This is a genomic window from Lentzea sp. NPDC020367, from assembly GCF_044387305.1.
Classification (GTDB): Bacteria; Actinomycetota; Actinomycetes; order Mycobacteriales; family Pseudonocardiaceae; genus Lentzea.
Window position 1 is genome coordinate 90,623 of record NZ_JBIRVV010000010.1, and the last position, 15,062, is coordinate 105,684.

Annotated in this window: 17 protein-coding genes; 12 read left to right on the plus strand and 5 right to left on the minus strand. The window is 69.7% G+C overall.

What is annotated here, in order from left to right; genetic code table 11:
- Window positions 1-85 precede the first annotated feature (85 nt).
- From ACH413_RS34010 to ACH413_RS34065, 12 genes are read left to right on the plus strand one after another with little or no spacing between them, the layout of a single operon-like run.
- Window positions 86-493, plus strand: a complete 408-nt coding sequence (locus tag ACH413_RS34010; protein ID WP_360044861.1) for an Hsp20/alpha crystallin family protein — start codon at window positions 86-88, stop codon at window positions 491-493.
- A 9-nt stretch (window positions 494-502) separates the two neighbouring features.
- Window positions 503-1,033: a general stress protein gene (locus ACH413_RS34015; protein WP_360044864.1), complete on the plus strand. Its 531-nt coding sequence runs from the start codon at window positions 503-505 to the stop codon at window positions 1,031-1,033.
- Complete coding sequence (gene dnaK / locus ACH413_RS34020; protein WP_360044867.1) at window positions 1,033-2,910, plus strand: molecular chaperone DnaK; 1,878 nt, start codon at window positions 1,033-1,035, stop codon at window positions 2,908-2,910. Before ACH413_RS34015 ends, dnaK begins: the two co-directional genes overlap by 1 nt.
- A gap of 2 nt (window positions 2,911-2,912) precedes the next feature.
- The gene (locus ACH413_RS34025; protein WP_360044870.1) at window positions 2,913-3,404 is read left to right on the plus strand and encodes a nucleotide exchange factor GrpE; all 492 of its coding nucleotides are present in this window, start codon (window positions 2,913-2,915) and stop codon (window positions 3,402-3,404) included.
- Window positions 3,405-3,410: 6 nt separating this feature from the next.
- Window positions 3,411-4,292, plus strand: coding sequence for a DnaJ C-terminal domain-containing protein (locus ACH413_RS34030; RefSeq protein WP_360044873.1), 882 nt, complete (start codon window positions 3,411-3,413; stop codon window positions 4,290-4,292).
- Window positions 4,292-4,585, plus strand: a complete 294-nt coding sequence (locus tag ACH413_RS34035) for a chaperone modulator CbpM (RefSeq protein ID WP_360044876.1) — start codon at window positions 4,292-4,294, stop codon at window positions 4,583-4,585. Before ACH413_RS34030 ends, ACH413_RS34035 begins: the two co-directional genes overlap by 1 nt.
- A gap of 7 nt (window positions 4,586-4,592) precedes the next feature.
- Entirely contained in the window at window positions 4,593-7,220 is a 2,628-nt protein-coding gene (clpB, locus tag ACH413_RS34040) for an ATP-dependent chaperone ClpB (RefSeq protein WP_360044879.1), read from the plus strand.
- Window positions 7,217-7,657 (plus strand): thioredoxin, encoded by a 441-nt coding sequence (gene trxA / locus ACH413_RS34045; protein WP_360044882.1) that lies wholly within the window; start codon window positions 7,217-7,219, stop codon window positions 7,655-7,657. Before clpB ends, trxA begins: the two co-directional genes overlap by 4 nt.
- Window positions 7,654-8,079, plus strand: coding sequence for a hypothetical protein (locus tag ACH413_RS34050; RefSeq protein ID WP_360044885.1), 426 nt, complete (start codon window positions 7,654-7,656; stop codon window positions 8,077-8,079). The genes trxA and ACH413_RS34050 overlap by 4 nt, the downstream gene beginning before the upstream one ends.
- Window positions 8,076-8,339: a UBP-type zinc finger domain-containing protein gene (locus ACH413_RS34055; protein WP_360044888.1), complete on the plus strand. Its 264-nt coding sequence runs from the start codon at window positions 8,076-8,078 to the stop codon at window positions 8,337-8,339. Before ACH413_RS34050 ends, ACH413_RS34055 begins: the two co-directional genes overlap by 4 nt.
- Complete coding sequence (locus tag ACH413_RS34060; protein WP_360044891.1) at window positions 8,317-9,996, plus strand: FAD-dependent oxidoreductase; 1,680 nt, start codon at window positions 8,317-8,319, stop codon at window positions 9,994-9,996. Before ACH413_RS34055 ends, ACH413_RS34060 begins: the two co-directional genes overlap by 23 nt.
- Before the next feature lie 40 nt (window positions 9,997-10,036).
- Window positions 10,037-10,990, plus strand: coding sequence for an AraC family transcriptional regulator (locus tag ACH413_RS34065; RefSeq protein ID WP_360044893.1), 954 nt, complete (start codon window positions 10,037-10,039; stop codon window positions 10,988-10,990).
- On the opposite strand, the gene ACH413_RS34070 is transcribed toward ACH413_RS34065, so the two are convergent.
- The 5 genes from ACH413_RS34070 to ACH413_RS34090 all read right to left on the minus strand — a co-directional run bounded on the left by ACH413_RS34070 (window position 10,965) and on the right by ACH413_RS34090 (window position 14,841).
- The gene (locus ACH413_RS34070) at window positions 10,965-11,258 is read right to left on the minus strand and encodes an STAS domain-containing protein (protein WP_360044896.1); all 294 of its coding nucleotides are present in this window, start codon (window positions 11,256-11,258) and stop codon (window positions 10,965-10,967) included. The two genes, ACH413_RS34065 and ACH413_RS34070, sit on opposite strands and share 26 nt — an antisense overlap.
- A 46-nt stretch (window positions 11,259-11,304) precedes the next feature.
- On the minus strand, window positions 11,305-12,432 hold the full coding sequence (locus ACH413_RS34075; RefSeq protein WP_396425423.1) for a glycosyltransferase: 1,128 nt from the start codon (window positions 12,430-12,432) through the stop codon (window positions 11,305-11,307).
- Between the two features lie 112 nt (window positions 12,433-12,544).
- Window positions 12,545-13,681, minus strand: coding sequence for a glutathione-independent formaldehyde dehydrogenase (locus ACH413_RS34080; protein ID WP_360044902.1), 1,137 nt, complete (start codon window positions 13,679-13,681; stop codon window positions 12,545-12,547).
- Between the two features lie 22 nt (window positions 13,682-13,703).
- Window positions 13,704-13,964: an iron-sulfur cluster biosynthesis protein gene (locus ACH413_RS34085; protein ID WP_360044905.1), complete on the minus strand. Its 261-nt coding sequence runs from the start codon at window positions 13,962-13,964 to the stop codon at window positions 13,704-13,706.
- Between the two features lie 25 nt (window positions 13,965-13,989).
- A complete protein-coding gene (locus ACH413_RS34090) occupies window positions 13,990-14,841 on the minus strand; it encodes a trypsin-like peptidase domain-containing protein (protein WP_360044908.1) in 852 nt (283 codons plus the stop codon).
- Window positions 14,842-15,062 lie beyond the last annotated feature (221 nt).

Here is a 15,062-nt window from a genome sequence, read left to right on the forward strand (position 1 = left end):
GGCGACGCGCCACACGGATGCCCTTCGCCAGGGTGGAACCGATGCACGTCCCCGGAACACCAGATCCAGAAGGGCATGAGCCCAGATGACATTGATGCGTTTCGACCCGTTCCGTGAACTCGACCGGCTCTCCGAGCAGGCGGTCCGCACGCCACGTGCACTGCCGATGGAGGCGTTCCGCCGCGGCGACCGATGCATCGTGGCACTCGACCTGCCAGGTGTGGACAGGAAAGACGTCGACGTGACCGTGGAACGCAACGTGGTCATGGTCAAGGCCAGGCGCGACCCGTTGCGGCACGAGAACGACGAAGTGCTGATCGACGAACGGCCGCACGGGGAGTTCAGCCGTCAGTTCTTTCTCGGCGACATGCTCTCCGCCGGTGACCTGACCGCCGAGTTCGACCGCGGCGTCCTCGTGCTGACGATCCCGATCGCCGAGTCGAGCAAGCCTCGCAAGATCGAGGTTTCCGAGCAGACGACCATCGACGCCTGAGGGGTAGCCATGACCACTCGTCACAACGGCGCGCACACCAGCGTTGACACAAGCGGTGCTCTCGCCCAGAGCGCGTCGCAGCGGCGCAAGATCGCGTCGTTCACCAACTACCGCGACGCCGAGCGCGCCGTCGACTACCTGTCAGACAACAAGTTCCCGGTCGGCCGGACCGCGATCATCGGCGGCGACGTCCGCGTGGTCGAGCAGGTCGTCGGCCGGATGAACTGGGGCCGCGCGCTGCTGAACGGTGCCACCTCCGGCGCGGTTCCCGGCCTGTTCTTCGGCTGGATCTTCGGACTGTTCGACCTCATCAACCCGCTCGTCGCCGCGTTCACGCTCGCCCTGTACGGCCTGGTGTTCGGCGCGCTCATCGGCGCTGTCATGGGCGCGGCCTTCTACGCGCTGCAGCGCGGCAGGCGCGACTTCAGCTCCGTGACCATGATGGTGCCGAGCCGGTACGACCTCGTCGTGGACGAGGAAGTGGCGGACGAGGCACAGCGGCTGCTCTCCAGCTTGACCCCCGCCGGGGGTGCTTCGTAGTGGCCACGGCAGTGGGGATCGACCTGGGCACGACGAACTCCGCGATCGCGGTCGTGGAGGGCGGCCAACCGGTAGTGATCGCGAACGCCGAGGGGGCCAGGACCACGCCGTCCGTCGTGGCGTTCACCGAGAGCGGCGAACGGCTGGTGGGCCAGCTGGCGAAGCGCCAGTCCGTGCTGAACCCCCAAGGCACGATCTACTCGGCCAAGCGCTTCATCGGCCGGCGCTTCGACGAGATCGACGAGGAGGCGAAGACGGTCACGTTCGACGTCGTCGCCGGACCGAACGACGCGGTGCGCTTCAAGGTGCGCGACAAGCTCTACGCGCCCGAGGAGATCAGCGCACAGGTGCTGCGCAAACTGGTCGACGACGCGAGCAGCTACCTCGGCGAGAAGGTGCGCGAGGCGGTGATCACCGTGCCCGCGTACTTCAACGACTCGCAGCGCCAGGCGACCAAGGACGCCGGCAGGATCGCGGGTCTCGAGGTCCTGCGGATCGTGAACGAGCCGACGGCGGCCGCGCTGGCGTACGGCCTGGACAGGAAGGGACACGAGACGGTGCTCGTGTTCGACCTGGGCGGCGGCACGTTCGACGTGTCCCTGCTGGACGTCGGCGACGGCGTGGTCGAGGTGCGCTCCACCTCCGGTGACACCCACCTCGGCGGCGACGACTTCGACCGCAGGCTCGTCGACCACCTGGCGGACAAGTTCAAGAACGACACCGGAATCGACCTGCGCAACGACGCCCAGGCGCTGCAACGGCTCTACGAGGCGGCGGAGAAGGCCAAGGTCGAGCTCAGCTCGGTCGCCCAGACCCAGGTGAGCCTGCCGTTCGTCACCGCCGACTCCACAGGTCCCAAGCACCTGACCGAGACCGTGACGCGGTCGACGTTCGAGCAGATCACGGCCGACCTGGTGGAGCGCTGCCTCGCCCCGGTCGAGCAGGCCATGGCCGACGGCAAGGTGTCCGCGAACGACATCGACGAGGTAGTCCTCGTCGGCGGGTCGACCAGGATCCCCGCCGTGCAGAAGCTCGTCCGCCGGCTGACCGGCGGCAAGGACCCGAACATGAGCGTCAACCCGGACGAGGTCGTGGCACTCGGTGCCGCGGTCCAGGCCGGAGTGCTCAAGGGCGAGGTCAAGGACGTCCTGCTGCTCGACGTGACTCCCCTGTCGCTGGGCGTCGAGACCCGCGGCGGCGTGATGACCAGGATCATCGAGCGGAACACGACGATCCCGGCCCGCCGCTCCGAGGTGTTCTCCACCGCCGAGGACAACCAGCCCGCCGTGGACGTCGTGGTGCTGCAGGGCGAACGGGAACGCGCGGCCGACAACCGCGTGCTGGGCCGGTTCCAGCTCACCGGGATCAGGCCCGCGCCACGCGGCGAACCGCAGGTCGAGGTCATCTTCGACATCGACGCCAACGGCATCCTCAACGTGACCGCCCGCGACAAGGACACGGGCGCGGAGCAGGGCATCACCATCAGCGAGAGCTCGAACCTGGACACGTCCGACATCGAGCGGATGGTGACCGACGCCGAGGCGAACCAGGCGGAGGACCGGAGGCTGCGCGAGGCCGTGGACGCCCGCAACACGCTCGACTCGATCGCCTACCAGGTCGAGAAGACCCTGTCCGATCTCGGCGACAACGCGCCCGCGCACGAGAAGGCCCGCGCCGAGATGCTGGTCTCCGAGACGCGCGAGGCGTTGCAGAACGAGGCGCCTGTGGAGCGCGTGCGGGAACTGACCGACGAGCTCACCCAGGTGCTGAACGGCCTGATGGCGGCACGCTCGTCCGCGCCACCGCCGTCTTCCGGCCCGAGCTCGGCCACCGCCTCGGACGACGACGTCATCGACGCCGACTTCGACCGGGTCTGACGATGACCACCCAGGGGAACGCCGCGGACTCCGCGGCTGGTTCCGGGGCCGACGCCGCCCCTCCGCAGGTGTCGGCCCCGGAACGGGACGTCGCCGATCTGGAGGACCGCTGGCTGCGTGCCATGGCGGAACTGGAGAACGTGCGCAAGCGGCACGACCGGGAGCTCAACCGCGAACGCACCGCCGAACGCGGCCGGGTGGCGTCGGCCTGGCTACCGGTGCTCGACAACCTGGAGCTCGCGCTCGGGCACGCCTCCGACGACGCATTCGCCGAAGGCGTGCGGGCGACCCTCGACCAGGCCGTCGAGGCGCTCGCCCGGCTCGGCTATCCACGCCACGACGCCACCGGCGTGCCGTTCGACCCGGCCGTGCATGAGGTCGTGACGGTGATGGACGACCCGGACGCGCCGCCGAACACGGTCGTGCGCGTGCTGCGGCCGGGCTACGGCGACCTGCGTCCCGCCGCGGTCGCGGTGTCGCGCTCGCGGGAGTGAGCCGGCGTGGCCACGGACTTCTACGACGTGCTCGGCGTGCCGCGCGGCGCGGGCGACGACGAGATCGGGCGGGCGTACCGCAAGCTCGCGCGGCAGTACCACCCGGACGTCAACCACGACCCCGGTGCCGAGGACCGCTTCAAGGAGGTCAGCGAGGCCTCCGAGGTCCTCTCGGATCCGGCGCAGCGCAAGCGGTACGACCGGTTCGGCGAGGACTTCCGCCGCGTCCCGGAGGACTACGGCGAACGCGCTCCTCGGGGACGCACGGTATACACGAGCGGACCGGACCGCGGCGGTTTCGAGGACTTCGACTTCGAGGACCTGTTCGGCGGGGTCTTCCGCCGCGGTGGACGCGGCGGTCCGGTTCCCGGCGCCGACCAGGAGGCCGAGCTGACGCTCTCGGTCGAGGACGCCTACCGGGGTGGACAGCGCAGGCTCACGATCGGCGGCCGCGACCTGGACGTCACGATCCCACCCGGTGTGGTGGACGGCCAGCGCATCCGGCTGTCCGGCCAGGGCGGGCAGGGTTCCGGCGGCGGCACGTCCGGGGACCTGTTCCTGGTGGTCCGGATCGCGCCGCACCCCCGGTACCGGCTGGAAGGCCGCGACGTCGTCGTGGACCTGCCGGTCGCGCCGTGGGAGGCGGCCCTCGGCGCCACCGTGCCGATCACGACACCGGGCGGCGAGGCGAAGGTCCGCGTCGTGGCCGGCTCGTCGAGCGGACGACGGCTGCGGCTGCGCGGTGAAGGCATGCCGAACCCGCGCGGCAAAGCCGGTGACCTCTACGCGGTCGTCAAGGTCATGGTCCCGAAAAAGCTCGGCAGGCGGGAACGGGAGCTCTTCGAGGAACTCGCCGCGGTCTCCGACTTCGACCCGAGAGGCTCGTGATGTACGTCCTGACGAAACCGGCCAGGCTGAGCGCCGAACGCGTGTCCGTCCACACAGGACTCCACCCGGACCTGGTGCGCCGGTTCGCCGCGCTCGGGCTGATCGAGTGCGCGGTGGACGACGGCGGACGCCTGTGGTTCCCACCGGACACCGCCGCCCGCATCGCGCGGATCCAGCGGCTGCGCGGCGGGCTCTCGCTCAACTACAACGCGATCGGGCTCGTGCTGGACCTGCTCGACCGGATCCGAGTCCTCGAAGCCCAAGTGCGCGGGAGTGAAACATCATGGAGGTGAACCGGCTGTGGACCTGAACCGGCTGACGCAGAAGTCGCAGGAGGCGCTGCAATCCGCGCAGGAGGTCGCCCAGCGGCTCGGGCACACCGAGACCGACGGCGAACACCTCCTGATGGCACTGGTCGAGCAGCCCGACGGCCTGGTGTCGCGTCTGCTCACCCAGGCGGACGTGAACGTGCAGGCGCTGACGGAGGACGTGCGGACAGCGCTCTCCCGCCGCCCGAAGGTGACCGGACCGGGTGTCCAACCCGGACAGGTCAGCGTCACCCGCCGGCTGATGGGCGTTCTCGACGCCGCGGAACGGGAAGCCAAGCGGCTCAAGGACGAGTACGTCAGCGTCGAGCACCTGCTGCTCGCACTGGCCGAGGAGGGCGAGAGCACGAAAGCCGGCCAGATCCTGGCGCGGTACGGCATCACCCGAGACCGGTTCCTGGAGGGTCTGGCCCGGATCCGCGGCAACCAGCGCGTGCGCAGTGCCACGCCGGAGGGGACCTACGAGGCCCTGGAGAAGTACGGCCGCGACCTCGTGAACGACGCCCGGACCGGCGACTTCGACCCGGTGATCGGCCGGGACGCGGAGATCCGCCGGGTGGTCCAGATCCTCTCCCGCAAGACGAAGAACAACCCGGTGCTGATCGGCGAGCCCGGCGTCGGCAAGACCGCGATCGTCGAAGGGCTCGCCCAGCGGATCGTGCGCGGCGACGTTCCGGAAGGCCTGCGGGACAAGACGGTCTTCTCCCTCGACATGAGCTCCCTCGTGGCCGGCGCCAAGTACCGCGGCGAGTTCGAGGAACGGCTCAAGGCCGTGCTCGCCGAGGTCAAGGCCGCCGACGGACGGATCCTGCTGTTCGTCGACGAGCTGCACACCGTCGTGGGCGCGGGCGCCGCCGAGGGATCGATGGACGCCGGCAACATGCTCAAACCGATGCTCGCGCGCGGTGAGCTGCACATGATCGGTGCCACCACGCTCGACGAGTACCGCAAGCACATCGAGACCGACGCCGCGCTGGAACGGCGGTTTCAGACCGTCGTCGTGGCCGAGCCGTCGCCGGAGGACGCGATCTCGATCCTGCGCGGCCTGCGAGAACGCCTCGAGGTCTTCCACGGCGTCAAGATCCAGGACGCCGCGCTCGTGTCCGCCGTGGTGCTGTCCCGGCGCTACATCACCGACAGGTTCCTGCCGGACAAGGCGATCGACCTGGTGGACGAGGCGTGCGCACGGCTGCGCACCGAGATCGACTCGATGCCGGCCGAGCTGGACGAGACGTCGCGGCGCGTGACCCGGCTGGAGATCGAGGAAGCCGCGCTGGCCAAGGAGACCGACCAGGCCAGCGAACAACGACTGGCCGCGCTGCGCAAGGAGCTCGCCGACCTGCGCGCCGAGCTCGACGCCATGACCGCGCAGTGGGAGGCGGAGCGGCAGGCCATCCGGCGCGTGCAGGACCTGCGCGGCGAGCTGGAACGCGTGCGCCGCGAAGCCGAGGAGGCCGAACGCGCCTACGACCTGAACCGGGCCGCGGAACTGCGCTACGGCACGCTCACCGAACTGGCGACCCAGCTCGCGGCCGAGGAGGACCGGCTCGCCGGCAAACAGGGCTCGCACCGGCTGCTCAAGGAAGTGGTGACCGAGGACGAGATCGCCGAGATCGTCGCGGCGTGGACCGGCATCCCGGTGTCGAGGCTCCAGGAGGGCGAGCGGGAGAAGTTGCTGAAGCTGGACGAGATCCTGCACGAGCGGGTGATCGGCCAGGAGGACGCGGTGCGGCTGGTCGCCGACGCGATCATCCGTGCGCGGGCGGGGGTGAAGGACCCGCGCAAGCCGATCGGGTCGTTCATCTTCCTGGGCCCCACCGGGGTCGGCAAGACCGAGCTGGCGAAGACGCTGGCGGCGGCGCTGTTCGACAGCGAGGACAACATGGTGCGCCTCGACATGAGCGAGTACCAGGAGAAGCACACGGTCTCGCGGCTCGTCGGCGCGCCTCCCGGCTACGTCGGCTACGACGAGGGCGGCCAGCTCACGGAAGCGGTGCGGCGCAAGCCCTACTCCGTCGTGCTGCTCGACGAGATGGAGAAGGCGCACCCGGACGTGTTCAACACGTTCCTGCAGGTGCTCGACGACGGCCGGATCACCGACGCGCAGGGCCGCACGGTCGACTTCCGCAACACCGTCATCATCATGACGTCCAACATCGGCTCGGAGCACCTGCTGGACGGCGTCACCGGAGACGGGGAGATCAAACCGGACGCGCGCGGGGCCGTGCTGGCGTCACTGCGCGACCACTTCCGGCCCGAGTTCCTCAACCGCGTCGACGACATCGTCCTGTTCACGCCACTGCGGCTGGAACAGATCGAACGCATCGTGGACCTGCAGTTCGCCGAGCTGCGCGCCCGCCTCGCCGAACGCCGGATCGACGTCGAGCTCACCGAACCGGCCCGCGAGTTCATCGCACTGCGCGGCTTCGACCCCGTCTACGGAGCACGGCCGCTGCGCCGCTACATCGCGCACGAGGTCGAGACGCGCGTCGCACGCGCACTGATCGCGGGTGACCTGGCGGAGAACACGACGATCCGGGTGGACGTGGTGGACGACGAGCTGTCCGTCGTCACGTCCGGTGAGAGCAGGGCGGTCGCATGAGGACGACGGACATCGCCTGCCCGAACTGCGGCAAGACCAATCGCATACCCGTTGTCGCGCAGGGCAAGCCGAAGTGCGGCAACTGCGGCCGGCCGCTGCCGTGGATCGTCGACGCGCTCGACGACGACTTCGCCGAGGTGGCCGAGCAGGCGGAGGTTCCCGTCCTGGTCGACATGTGGGCGACGTGGTGCGGGCCGTGCAGGATGGTCAGCCCCGTGCTCGACCAGCTCGCACACGAACGGGCCGGCGACATCAAGCTCGTGCGGGTCGACGTCGACCGCGCACCCCGTCTGTCAGAACGGTTCGACGTGCGTTCGATACCCACGCTGATGATCCTGCGCGCCGGTGAGGTGATCGCCCGGCAACCCGGCGCGGTGCCCGCGCCCCAGCTGCGCGCCTGGCTCGACAAGGCTCTCGTCCAGGAGGTGAAGACATGATCAGCCGATACCTGCTGCGCCAACTTCCCGTGCGCGTCACCACCGGTGCGTACGTGCTCAACTCGGGACTCGGCAAGTTGCACGCCGACCAGGAGACCGCGGAGTCCCTGCAGGGCTTCGCGGCGACCACGTACCCGGTGCTGGGCAAGCTCGACGCCCAGCGGTTCACGACGCTGCTCGCGGCCGGGGAGATCATGACCGGCGTGGCGCTGCTGGTGCCTCTGGTGCCCGCGGTCGTCGCCGGTGCCGCGCTCACCGGGTTCGCCGGCGCGTTGCTCGGGCTGTACCTGAAGACGCCCGGGATGCGGAAGGAAGGCAGTCTGCGGCCGACCGAACAGGGCATCTCGCTGGCGAAGGACGTGTGGTTGCTGGGGGTCGGCCTGTCGCTGGTGCTCGACGACGTGACTCGGGAGGACCGATGACCACGATCGTGGACGAACACCTCGCACTCGTGCGCGAGGTCGTGCCCCAGACCCCGCAGGGCTGCCGGGAGTGCCTTCTCTCCGGCACCCCGTGGGTCCACCTGCGACTGTGCCTCACCTGTGGACACGTCGGCTGCTGCGACTCCTCGCCGATGAAGCACGCGCACAGGCACGCTTTCGGCGTCGGCCATCCGATCGTGCGTTCTTATGAACCCGGCGAGAACTGGCGGTGGTGTTATGTCCACCAGGCTTTCGTCTGAGCAGCGTTCGTCCGGGCCGCAGGAGACACCGGACGAGCACGGCGCCTTCCCCCGCCTCGACGGCGACCAGATCGACCAGATCGCGCTGCACGGCACCAGGCGCCCGACACGAGAAGGGGAAGTGCTGTACGCCGAAGGTGACCGCGACCACGACTTCTTCGTGATCGTCCGCGGTGTCGTGCAGGTGCTGGAGCACGGCGAGGTCGTGCGGACCCATGGACCGGGCCGGTTCCTCGGCGAACTCGGGCTGCTGGAAGGGCAACCGTCGTTCATGACGGCCGTCGTCGCACGGCCCGGCGAGGTCGTCCAGCTGTCCGCGGCCGAGCTGAACGAGCTGGTGCGCAACGACCCCGTGCTGGGAGGCCTCGTCCTGCGCGCGTACCTGATGCGCCGGGCGGTGCTGATCGGCAGGGGTAGCGGCCTGCAGATCATCGGCTCGTGCTTCTCGCCGGACACCAAGCGGCTGCTGGAGTTCGCCGCGCGCAACCGGATCCCGCACCGGCTGGTCGACACCGACAACGACCGCGACGCCGAGGAACTGCTGCGCCGTTTCGGCGTGACCATCCACGAGATCCCCGTGGTCGTGGTGCCCGGCGGCGGGACGCTTCGCAACCCGGGCAACCGGGAACTGGCCCAGGCGCTCGGTCTGCACGCGTCGTCCCCGCCTGGCGACCTCACCGACCTGCTCGTGGTCGGAGCGGGCCCCGGTGGCCTCGCGGCCGTCGTGTACGGCGCCGCGGACGGGCTCGGCGTGGTGGCCGTCGACTCAGTCGCCGCCGGCGGCCAGGCCGGGACGACGTCGCGGATCGAGAACTACCTGGGTTTCCCGGCCGGCATCTCCGGGCCGGAGCTGGCCGAACGCGCGGTCCTGCAGGCCGGGAAGTTCGGCGTGCCCGTAAACGTGTCCGCAGAGGCGGTCTCGTTCTCCGCGCACGACGGCCACTACGTGGTGGGCTTCGACGACTCGTCCCAGGTCAGGACGCGATCGCTGGTGATCGCGACGGGCGCGCGCTACCGCAGGCTCGACCTGCCCCGGCTCGCCGACTTCGAGTCGACCGACGTGTACTACGCCGCCACGATCCACGAGGCACGCGAGTGCCAGGCGAACCCGGTCGCGATCGTGGGCGGGGGCAACTCGGCCGGCCAGGCGGCCGTGTTCCTCGCTGACCGGGTCCCCCAGGTCCACTTGGTGGTACGCGGCGGCGATCTGAACAAGGACATGTCCCGTTACCTGGTCGACCGCGTAACGAGCCATCCCCGGATCGAGGTGCTGCTGCACCACGAGGTCGTGGAGCTGCTGGGTGGCGACAAGCTCGACGGCGTCGTCGTGGAGGACAACCGCAACCACGACCGGCGCGCCCTGCCGGTGCGGGCGCTGTTCGTGTTCATAGGCGCGAAGCCGTGCACGACCTGGCTCTCGTCGTTGATCGCGCTGGACGACGACGGCTTCGTCCTCACCGGTGAACACGTCGCCACCGACGACTCCTGGTGGCACAAGGGCAGAAGGCCGTTCCCCCTGGAGACGAACCGGCCGGGCGTGTTCGCGATCGGCGACGTGCGCAGCGGTTCGATCAAACGGGTCGGCTCCGCGGTCGGCGAGGGCGCGATGGTGGTCCGGCTCGTCCACGACCACCTCTCGTTCGGAGCAAGCCGATGAGGCAGACGGGCGCAAGCACCCGTTTGGCATGCTGTGACGCGTGGAGAGACTACTCAACCATCCGGTGAGCCGCGCGACCCGGATCGATGAGGCGGAGGACTCGGTCACCCGTGTGTTCCTGCCGCACCAGATCGCTCCCGCGGGCAGGGAGACGCCGCTCGACATGCGGTTGAACGCGGTCCGGCTCGGTTCCCTCACTGCCGGATACCTCGTGTACGGCCAAGAGGTCGACATGCGCACGACGAACGCGTTCGCGTACCACTTCAACATGCCGGTGCAGGGCCGTGCGCGGTCGTCGTTCGGGCGCGTGTCGGTGGACGCCGGTCCCGCCGAGACGGTCGCGTATCTGCCGGACGAACCGGCGTCGATCACGTGGAGCGCCGACTGCGCGCAGCTGTGCCTCATGGTCGAACGGGTGACGCTGGAACAACGGCTCGCGGCCATGCTCGGGCGTCCGGTGAGCCGGATCGCGTTCGCGCCCGCGCCGCAGCAGGGCGTGCTGGACCTGCTCGCCCCGTTCCTGCGGGAGTTCGAGGGGCCGGCACTGCTGCGCCGCCACCCCCTCGCGGCGAGCACGCTGGAGCAACTCGTGCTGGACGGCCTGCTGCTCACCCTGCGGCACGATCACCGCGCGGAGTTGGAGAGAGCACACCACATCCCGCGCGGTCCGGTGCGCGAGGCCGTGGAACTGCTGGAGGAACGGCCGCACGAGGCGTGGACCACCACCAGCCTGGCCGCGGCGGTCGCGATCTCAGCGCGGGCGCTGCAGGCCGGGTTCAGACTCCACACCGGGGTGTCGCCGACGACGTACCTGCGCGACGTGCGGCTGGGTCGTGTCCACCGCGACCTCACAGCGGCGGCGCCGGGCATGACCGTCACCGACGCCGCCGCTTCCTGGGGGTTCGTCCACCTGGGACGGTTCGCGGGAACGTACCGCCGCCGGTTCGGGGAGTCCCCGTCCGAGACGCTCAGAAGAAGCCGCAGACACCAGTGAACCCCAGCAGGCCGCTCCCGCCCGTGACGAACACGTCGACGTCGCGGGAGCCCGCCAGCCGGGTGACCCGCACGAGGGCGGCGACCCCGCACGCGTCGACGTCAGGCACCGCGCGCAGATCGACCACCATCAGCACCAGGGGCCTGTCCAGTCCGATGAGGCCGGTCAGCACGGCGTCCTCGAACCGCCGGGCCGAGCGCCCGTCGAGGACGCCGCGCACCTCGGCGATCACCACGCCGGGCCCGCCTGCGCAGAACTCAAGATCCACATGCTCAGTCAACTGCGTCGGCCGGCCCGGCACCATCCGCCTGACGTCACACCTTCGTCCGCTTTCCGCGCACGCCCGCCCGTTCGTAAGCCCGCAGCGTGTCGGTTGCGATCCGGTCCCACGAGTACCGCGCGCACGCCCGATCGCGACCCGCGGCACCGAGCTCCTGGCGGCGGACGCCATCAGCGAGCAGCCCGCACAACGCCTTCGCCAGCAGGCGCGGTCTCCCAGGCGGAACGTGCAGACCCGTCACCCCGTCGACCACCGAGTCCGCCAACGCGCCCACCGCGGTCGCCACGACGGGAACGCCACACGCCATCGCCTCGAGCGAGACGTGACCGACCGGTTCACACCGCGGCGCGCACACCACGACGTCCGCGGAACGCAGCAATGCAACCGTCCGCTCCCGTGACACGCCTCCGGTGAACACGACCCGGTCCGCCACCCCGGCGTCCGCGGCGAGCGCCCGCAACCGCCGCACTCCGGGGTCCCGCCCGATCCGCCGTTTCCCCGGTCCGCCGATGATCAGCAACTCGGCGTCCTCCACGTGGGACAGCACCACGACCAGGTCCGCCAGCCCGCTCTGCGGCGCGACCGCCACGATGCGACTCCGCGCTCCGCGTTGTGCCGTTCGTCCCCACGGTGTGAACGTCTGCACGTCCACACCGGTCGGAACGACGGAGATCCGGCTCCGGCCGACACCCGTGCGATTGAGCGCGAGCACCTCGTTGGACGACATCGCGGCGACCCGCGTGACCTCGCGCCCGACGATTCGTTCCGCCAGCGACCGCCTGACCGAACCGCCGAGTCCGTAGTACGTCTGCACCACGGGAATCCCTTGGTGCTCGGCCAGCACGCTGGCCAGTCCCGATGTCCATCCGTGCGCGTGCACGACGTCGGGCGGGGCGTCGCGCCACTCGCGTCCGAGAAGTTCGGCGAGCCGGCCGAGCTGGGAGATCATCTCGTTCTCGTCGATCGGCACCACAGGCCCGGCTGACAGGCGCACGACGTCGTAACCGAGCTCCGTGCGCTCGCGATCCGGCGAAAGTGCGCTCTCCAGGCGGGTGTAGGCCGTGACAGCGTGGCCGCGGCAGGCGAGTGCCGCCGACAGCCCCGCCACGTGCGCACGCTGTCCGGTACTGGGCTCTTCCGCCGACACCATCGCGATCCGCATCCCGTCGTGCTCCACGTGTGCCTCCTCGCGTCGAATCCGGGAGGCAAATCTTCGACGGACCGGTCGCGGCAGCGCTTGGGCAGACGAGGACGAACTCAGCGGCCGTTTCCAGTCATGGGTGCAGCACGACCTTGGTGAAGCCGTCGACCCGCTTGTCGAACTTCTCGTACGCCATCGGCGCCTCGTCGAGTGAAAGTTCGTGCGACACCACAAAACTCGGCTTCGCCCGGCCCGCGACGATCAGGTCGCGCAACCGCGCGTTGTAGCGCTTCACGTCGCACTGGCCCGTGCCCATGCGCAGCCCCTTTTCGAACATGCGCCCGATCGACACGAGCAGCATGCCCTGTTTCGACTGCTCGTCCGGCGCGCCGGGATCGGCGGGCACGTAAAGACCGGGTACGCCGAGCATGCCGGTCGCACGCACCGTCTCGATCAACGAGTTCAGCACGACGGCCGGTTCCTCCTTGGTGCCGCTGTCCGAGTGCGCCTGGTACCCGACGGCGTCGACGCCCTTGTCCACACCGCCGAGATCCCCGCACTGCTCGACGATCTGCTGCGCGGCGTTGCCCCGGCTGAAGTCGATCGGCACGGCGCCGATCTCCTCGGCCTTGCGCAACCGTTCCGGGACGCGGTCGACGACGAACACCTTCGCCGCACCCCGCAACAGCGCGGAGTACGCGGCCATCAGGCCGACCGGCCCGGCGCCGAACACCGCGACCGACTCGCCGAGAGTGACCTCGGCGAGCTCACAGCCGTGGTAGCCGGTCGGGAAGATGTCGGCCAGCAACACGAAGTCGAGCTCGTGGTCGGTTCCCGGCGGCAGTTTCAGGCAGTTGAAGTCCGCGTACGGCACGCGGAGCTTCTCGGCCTGCCCACCGGAGTACGGGCCCATGGACACGTATCCGTAAGCTCCGCCGGCAAACCCGGGATTCACCGTCAGGCAGAACCCCGTGTAGCCGCGCACGCAGTTCACGCAGAACCCGCATGCGACGTTGAACGGCATCACCACCCGATCGCCTTGCTTGATCGTCGTGACACCGTCACCGGCCTGCTCGACCACACCCATGTTCTCGTGCCCGAACACGATTCCGGGCTCGGCGGCGGTCCGCCCCTCGTACATGTGCAGGTCCGATCCGCAAATCGCGGTCGAGGTGATGCGGACGATCACGTCGTTGGGATGCTCGAGCTTCGGCTCCGGCACCTCCTCGACAGCTACCTCGTACGGCTTCTTGTACACGACAGCTTTCATGATCCCTGCCTTCTTGGGGTGCTCATCGGCGTGACACCCCGAAGACCGGGGTGCCGTCGGTGTCCGTGCGGGCGTCGAGAACCTTGTCGTCCAGGTAGTCCGCGGATTCCGGCGTGACGAAGACGCGTTCGCCCGAACGAGCCGTGACCACCTCGTCGCCTTCCTCGGGCCCGGCGGCGCGCGTGACGTGCAGGTCACCGTTGGCGAAGTCGAGCCGTAGTCCCGCGGACCGCCCCTCCCCCTCCATCAGGTCCCTGATCACAGCAGCGGCAACAGACGTCATCTCCAGCACAGCAACCTCCGAACGCTCATCGGCTGCCCAGGGCAACCGTCAACTGGGTCAGCTCGTCCCCGCGTCGCACCGAGACGGGGATCCGTTCCCCGACGCGGGAGGACCGCAGCACGGCCTGGACGTCCTGGACGCCGCCGACCTGCTGGTCCTTCATCTCCACGACCACGTCCCCTGCGCGCAGCCCACCGGCCTCGGCCGGCCCCGCGGGCTCGACCTCCAGCACCAGGGCACCGCGTTCGGTGGTGATCCCGAACCGCGAGCGGATCTCCGGCGTCAGGTCCCCCAAGGACGCCCCGAGGTACGGGTGTTCGACCTTTCCGGCGGACAACAACTTCTCCGCCACGTCCAGGGTCACGCCGGACGGAATCGCGAACCCCAGGGACACCGCGCCCTGCGAGGGCGGGATGTAGGACTCGTTGATGCCGATGACACGTCCGGCCGAGTCGAGCAGCGCGCCGCCGGAGTTGCCGGGTGAGATCGGCGCGTCGGTCTGGATGAGCTCGACCTGCGGACCGCCGGTCAACGTCCGGTGCAGACCGGACACGATTCCCGCCGTCACCGTGAACTCCAGCCCGAGCGGACTCCCGATCGCGAGCACGGTGTCCCCCGGCCTGGGCAGCTCGGCGCGGAACTCGGCGACAGGCAGGTTCTTCCGTTCGGTGCGGACCACCGCGAGATCCGACAACGGATCCGTGGCGAGCACCTCGCCGCCGGACTCCTGCCCGTCGGCGTACCGGATGCGCACCTGCCGGTTGGTCTTCACCACGTGCTCGTTGGTCACCACGACGTCGGAGCGCAGCACGACGCCACTGCCCACACCATCCTCGACCCGGACGGTCACCGCGGACGGCGCGGTGCGCGTGACCACGTCAGCGTAGGAACCGGCAACGGCACCGGTACCGGCAGGCGGCGGAGACCGGCTATCGGTGCACGCGACCAAACCCAGCAACAACAACAAAAACGCCATCACTCTTGGGAACATGCCGCCCGGCTACCCGTCGAAACCCGGCTCACACGGTCCCCGCCGAGACCTGACTCCGCAGGCCCAACGCAAGCGGGAAAGTTCGTCCTCACAGGAGAAAGCGCGCT

Coding starts and splice junctions, on each gene's coding strand:
- ACH413_RS34010 (WP_360044861.1), top strand. CDS start 86: ATGACATTGATGCGTTTCGACCCGTTCCGTGAACTCGACCGGCTCTCC.
- ACH413_RS34060 (WP_360044891.1), top strand. CDS start 8,317: ATGTCCACCAGGCTTTCGTCTGAGCAGCGTTCGTCCGGGCCGCAGGAG.
- ACH413_RS34050 (WP_360044885.1), top strand. CDS start 7,654: ATGATCAGCCGATACCTGCTGCGCCAACTTCCCGTGCGCGTCACCACC.
- ACH413_RS34080 (WP_360044902.1), bottom strand. CDS start 13,681: ATGAAAGCTGTCGTGTACAAGAAGCCGTACGAGGTAGCTGTCGAGGAG.
- ACH413_RS34025 (WP_360044870.1), top strand. CDS start 2,913: ATGACCACCCAGGGGAACGCCGCGGACTCCGCGGCTGGTTCCGGGGCC.
- ACH413_RS34085 (WP_360044905.1), bottom strand. CDS start 13,964: ATGACGTCTGTTGCCGCTGCTGTGATCAGGGACCTGATGGAGGGGGAG.
- ACH413_RS34055 (WP_360044888.1), top strand. CDS start 8,076: ATGACCACGATCGTGGACGAACACCTCGCACTCGTGCGCGAGGTCGTG.
- trxA (WP_360044882.1), top strand. CDS start 7,217: ATGAGGACGACGGACATCGCCTGCCCGAACTGCGGCAAGACCAATCGC.
- ACH413_RS34015 (WP_360044864.1), top strand. CDS start 503: ATGACCACTCGTCACAACGGCGCGCACACCAGCGTTGACACAAGCGGT.
- ACH413_RS34035 (WP_360044876.1), top strand. CDS start 4,292: ATGTACGTCCTGACGAAACCGGCCAGGCTGAGCGCCGAACGCGTGTCC.
- ACH413_RS34075 (WP_396425423.1), bottom strand. CDS start 12,432: ATGCGGATCGCGATGGTGTCGGCGGAAGAGCCCAGTACCGGACAGCGT.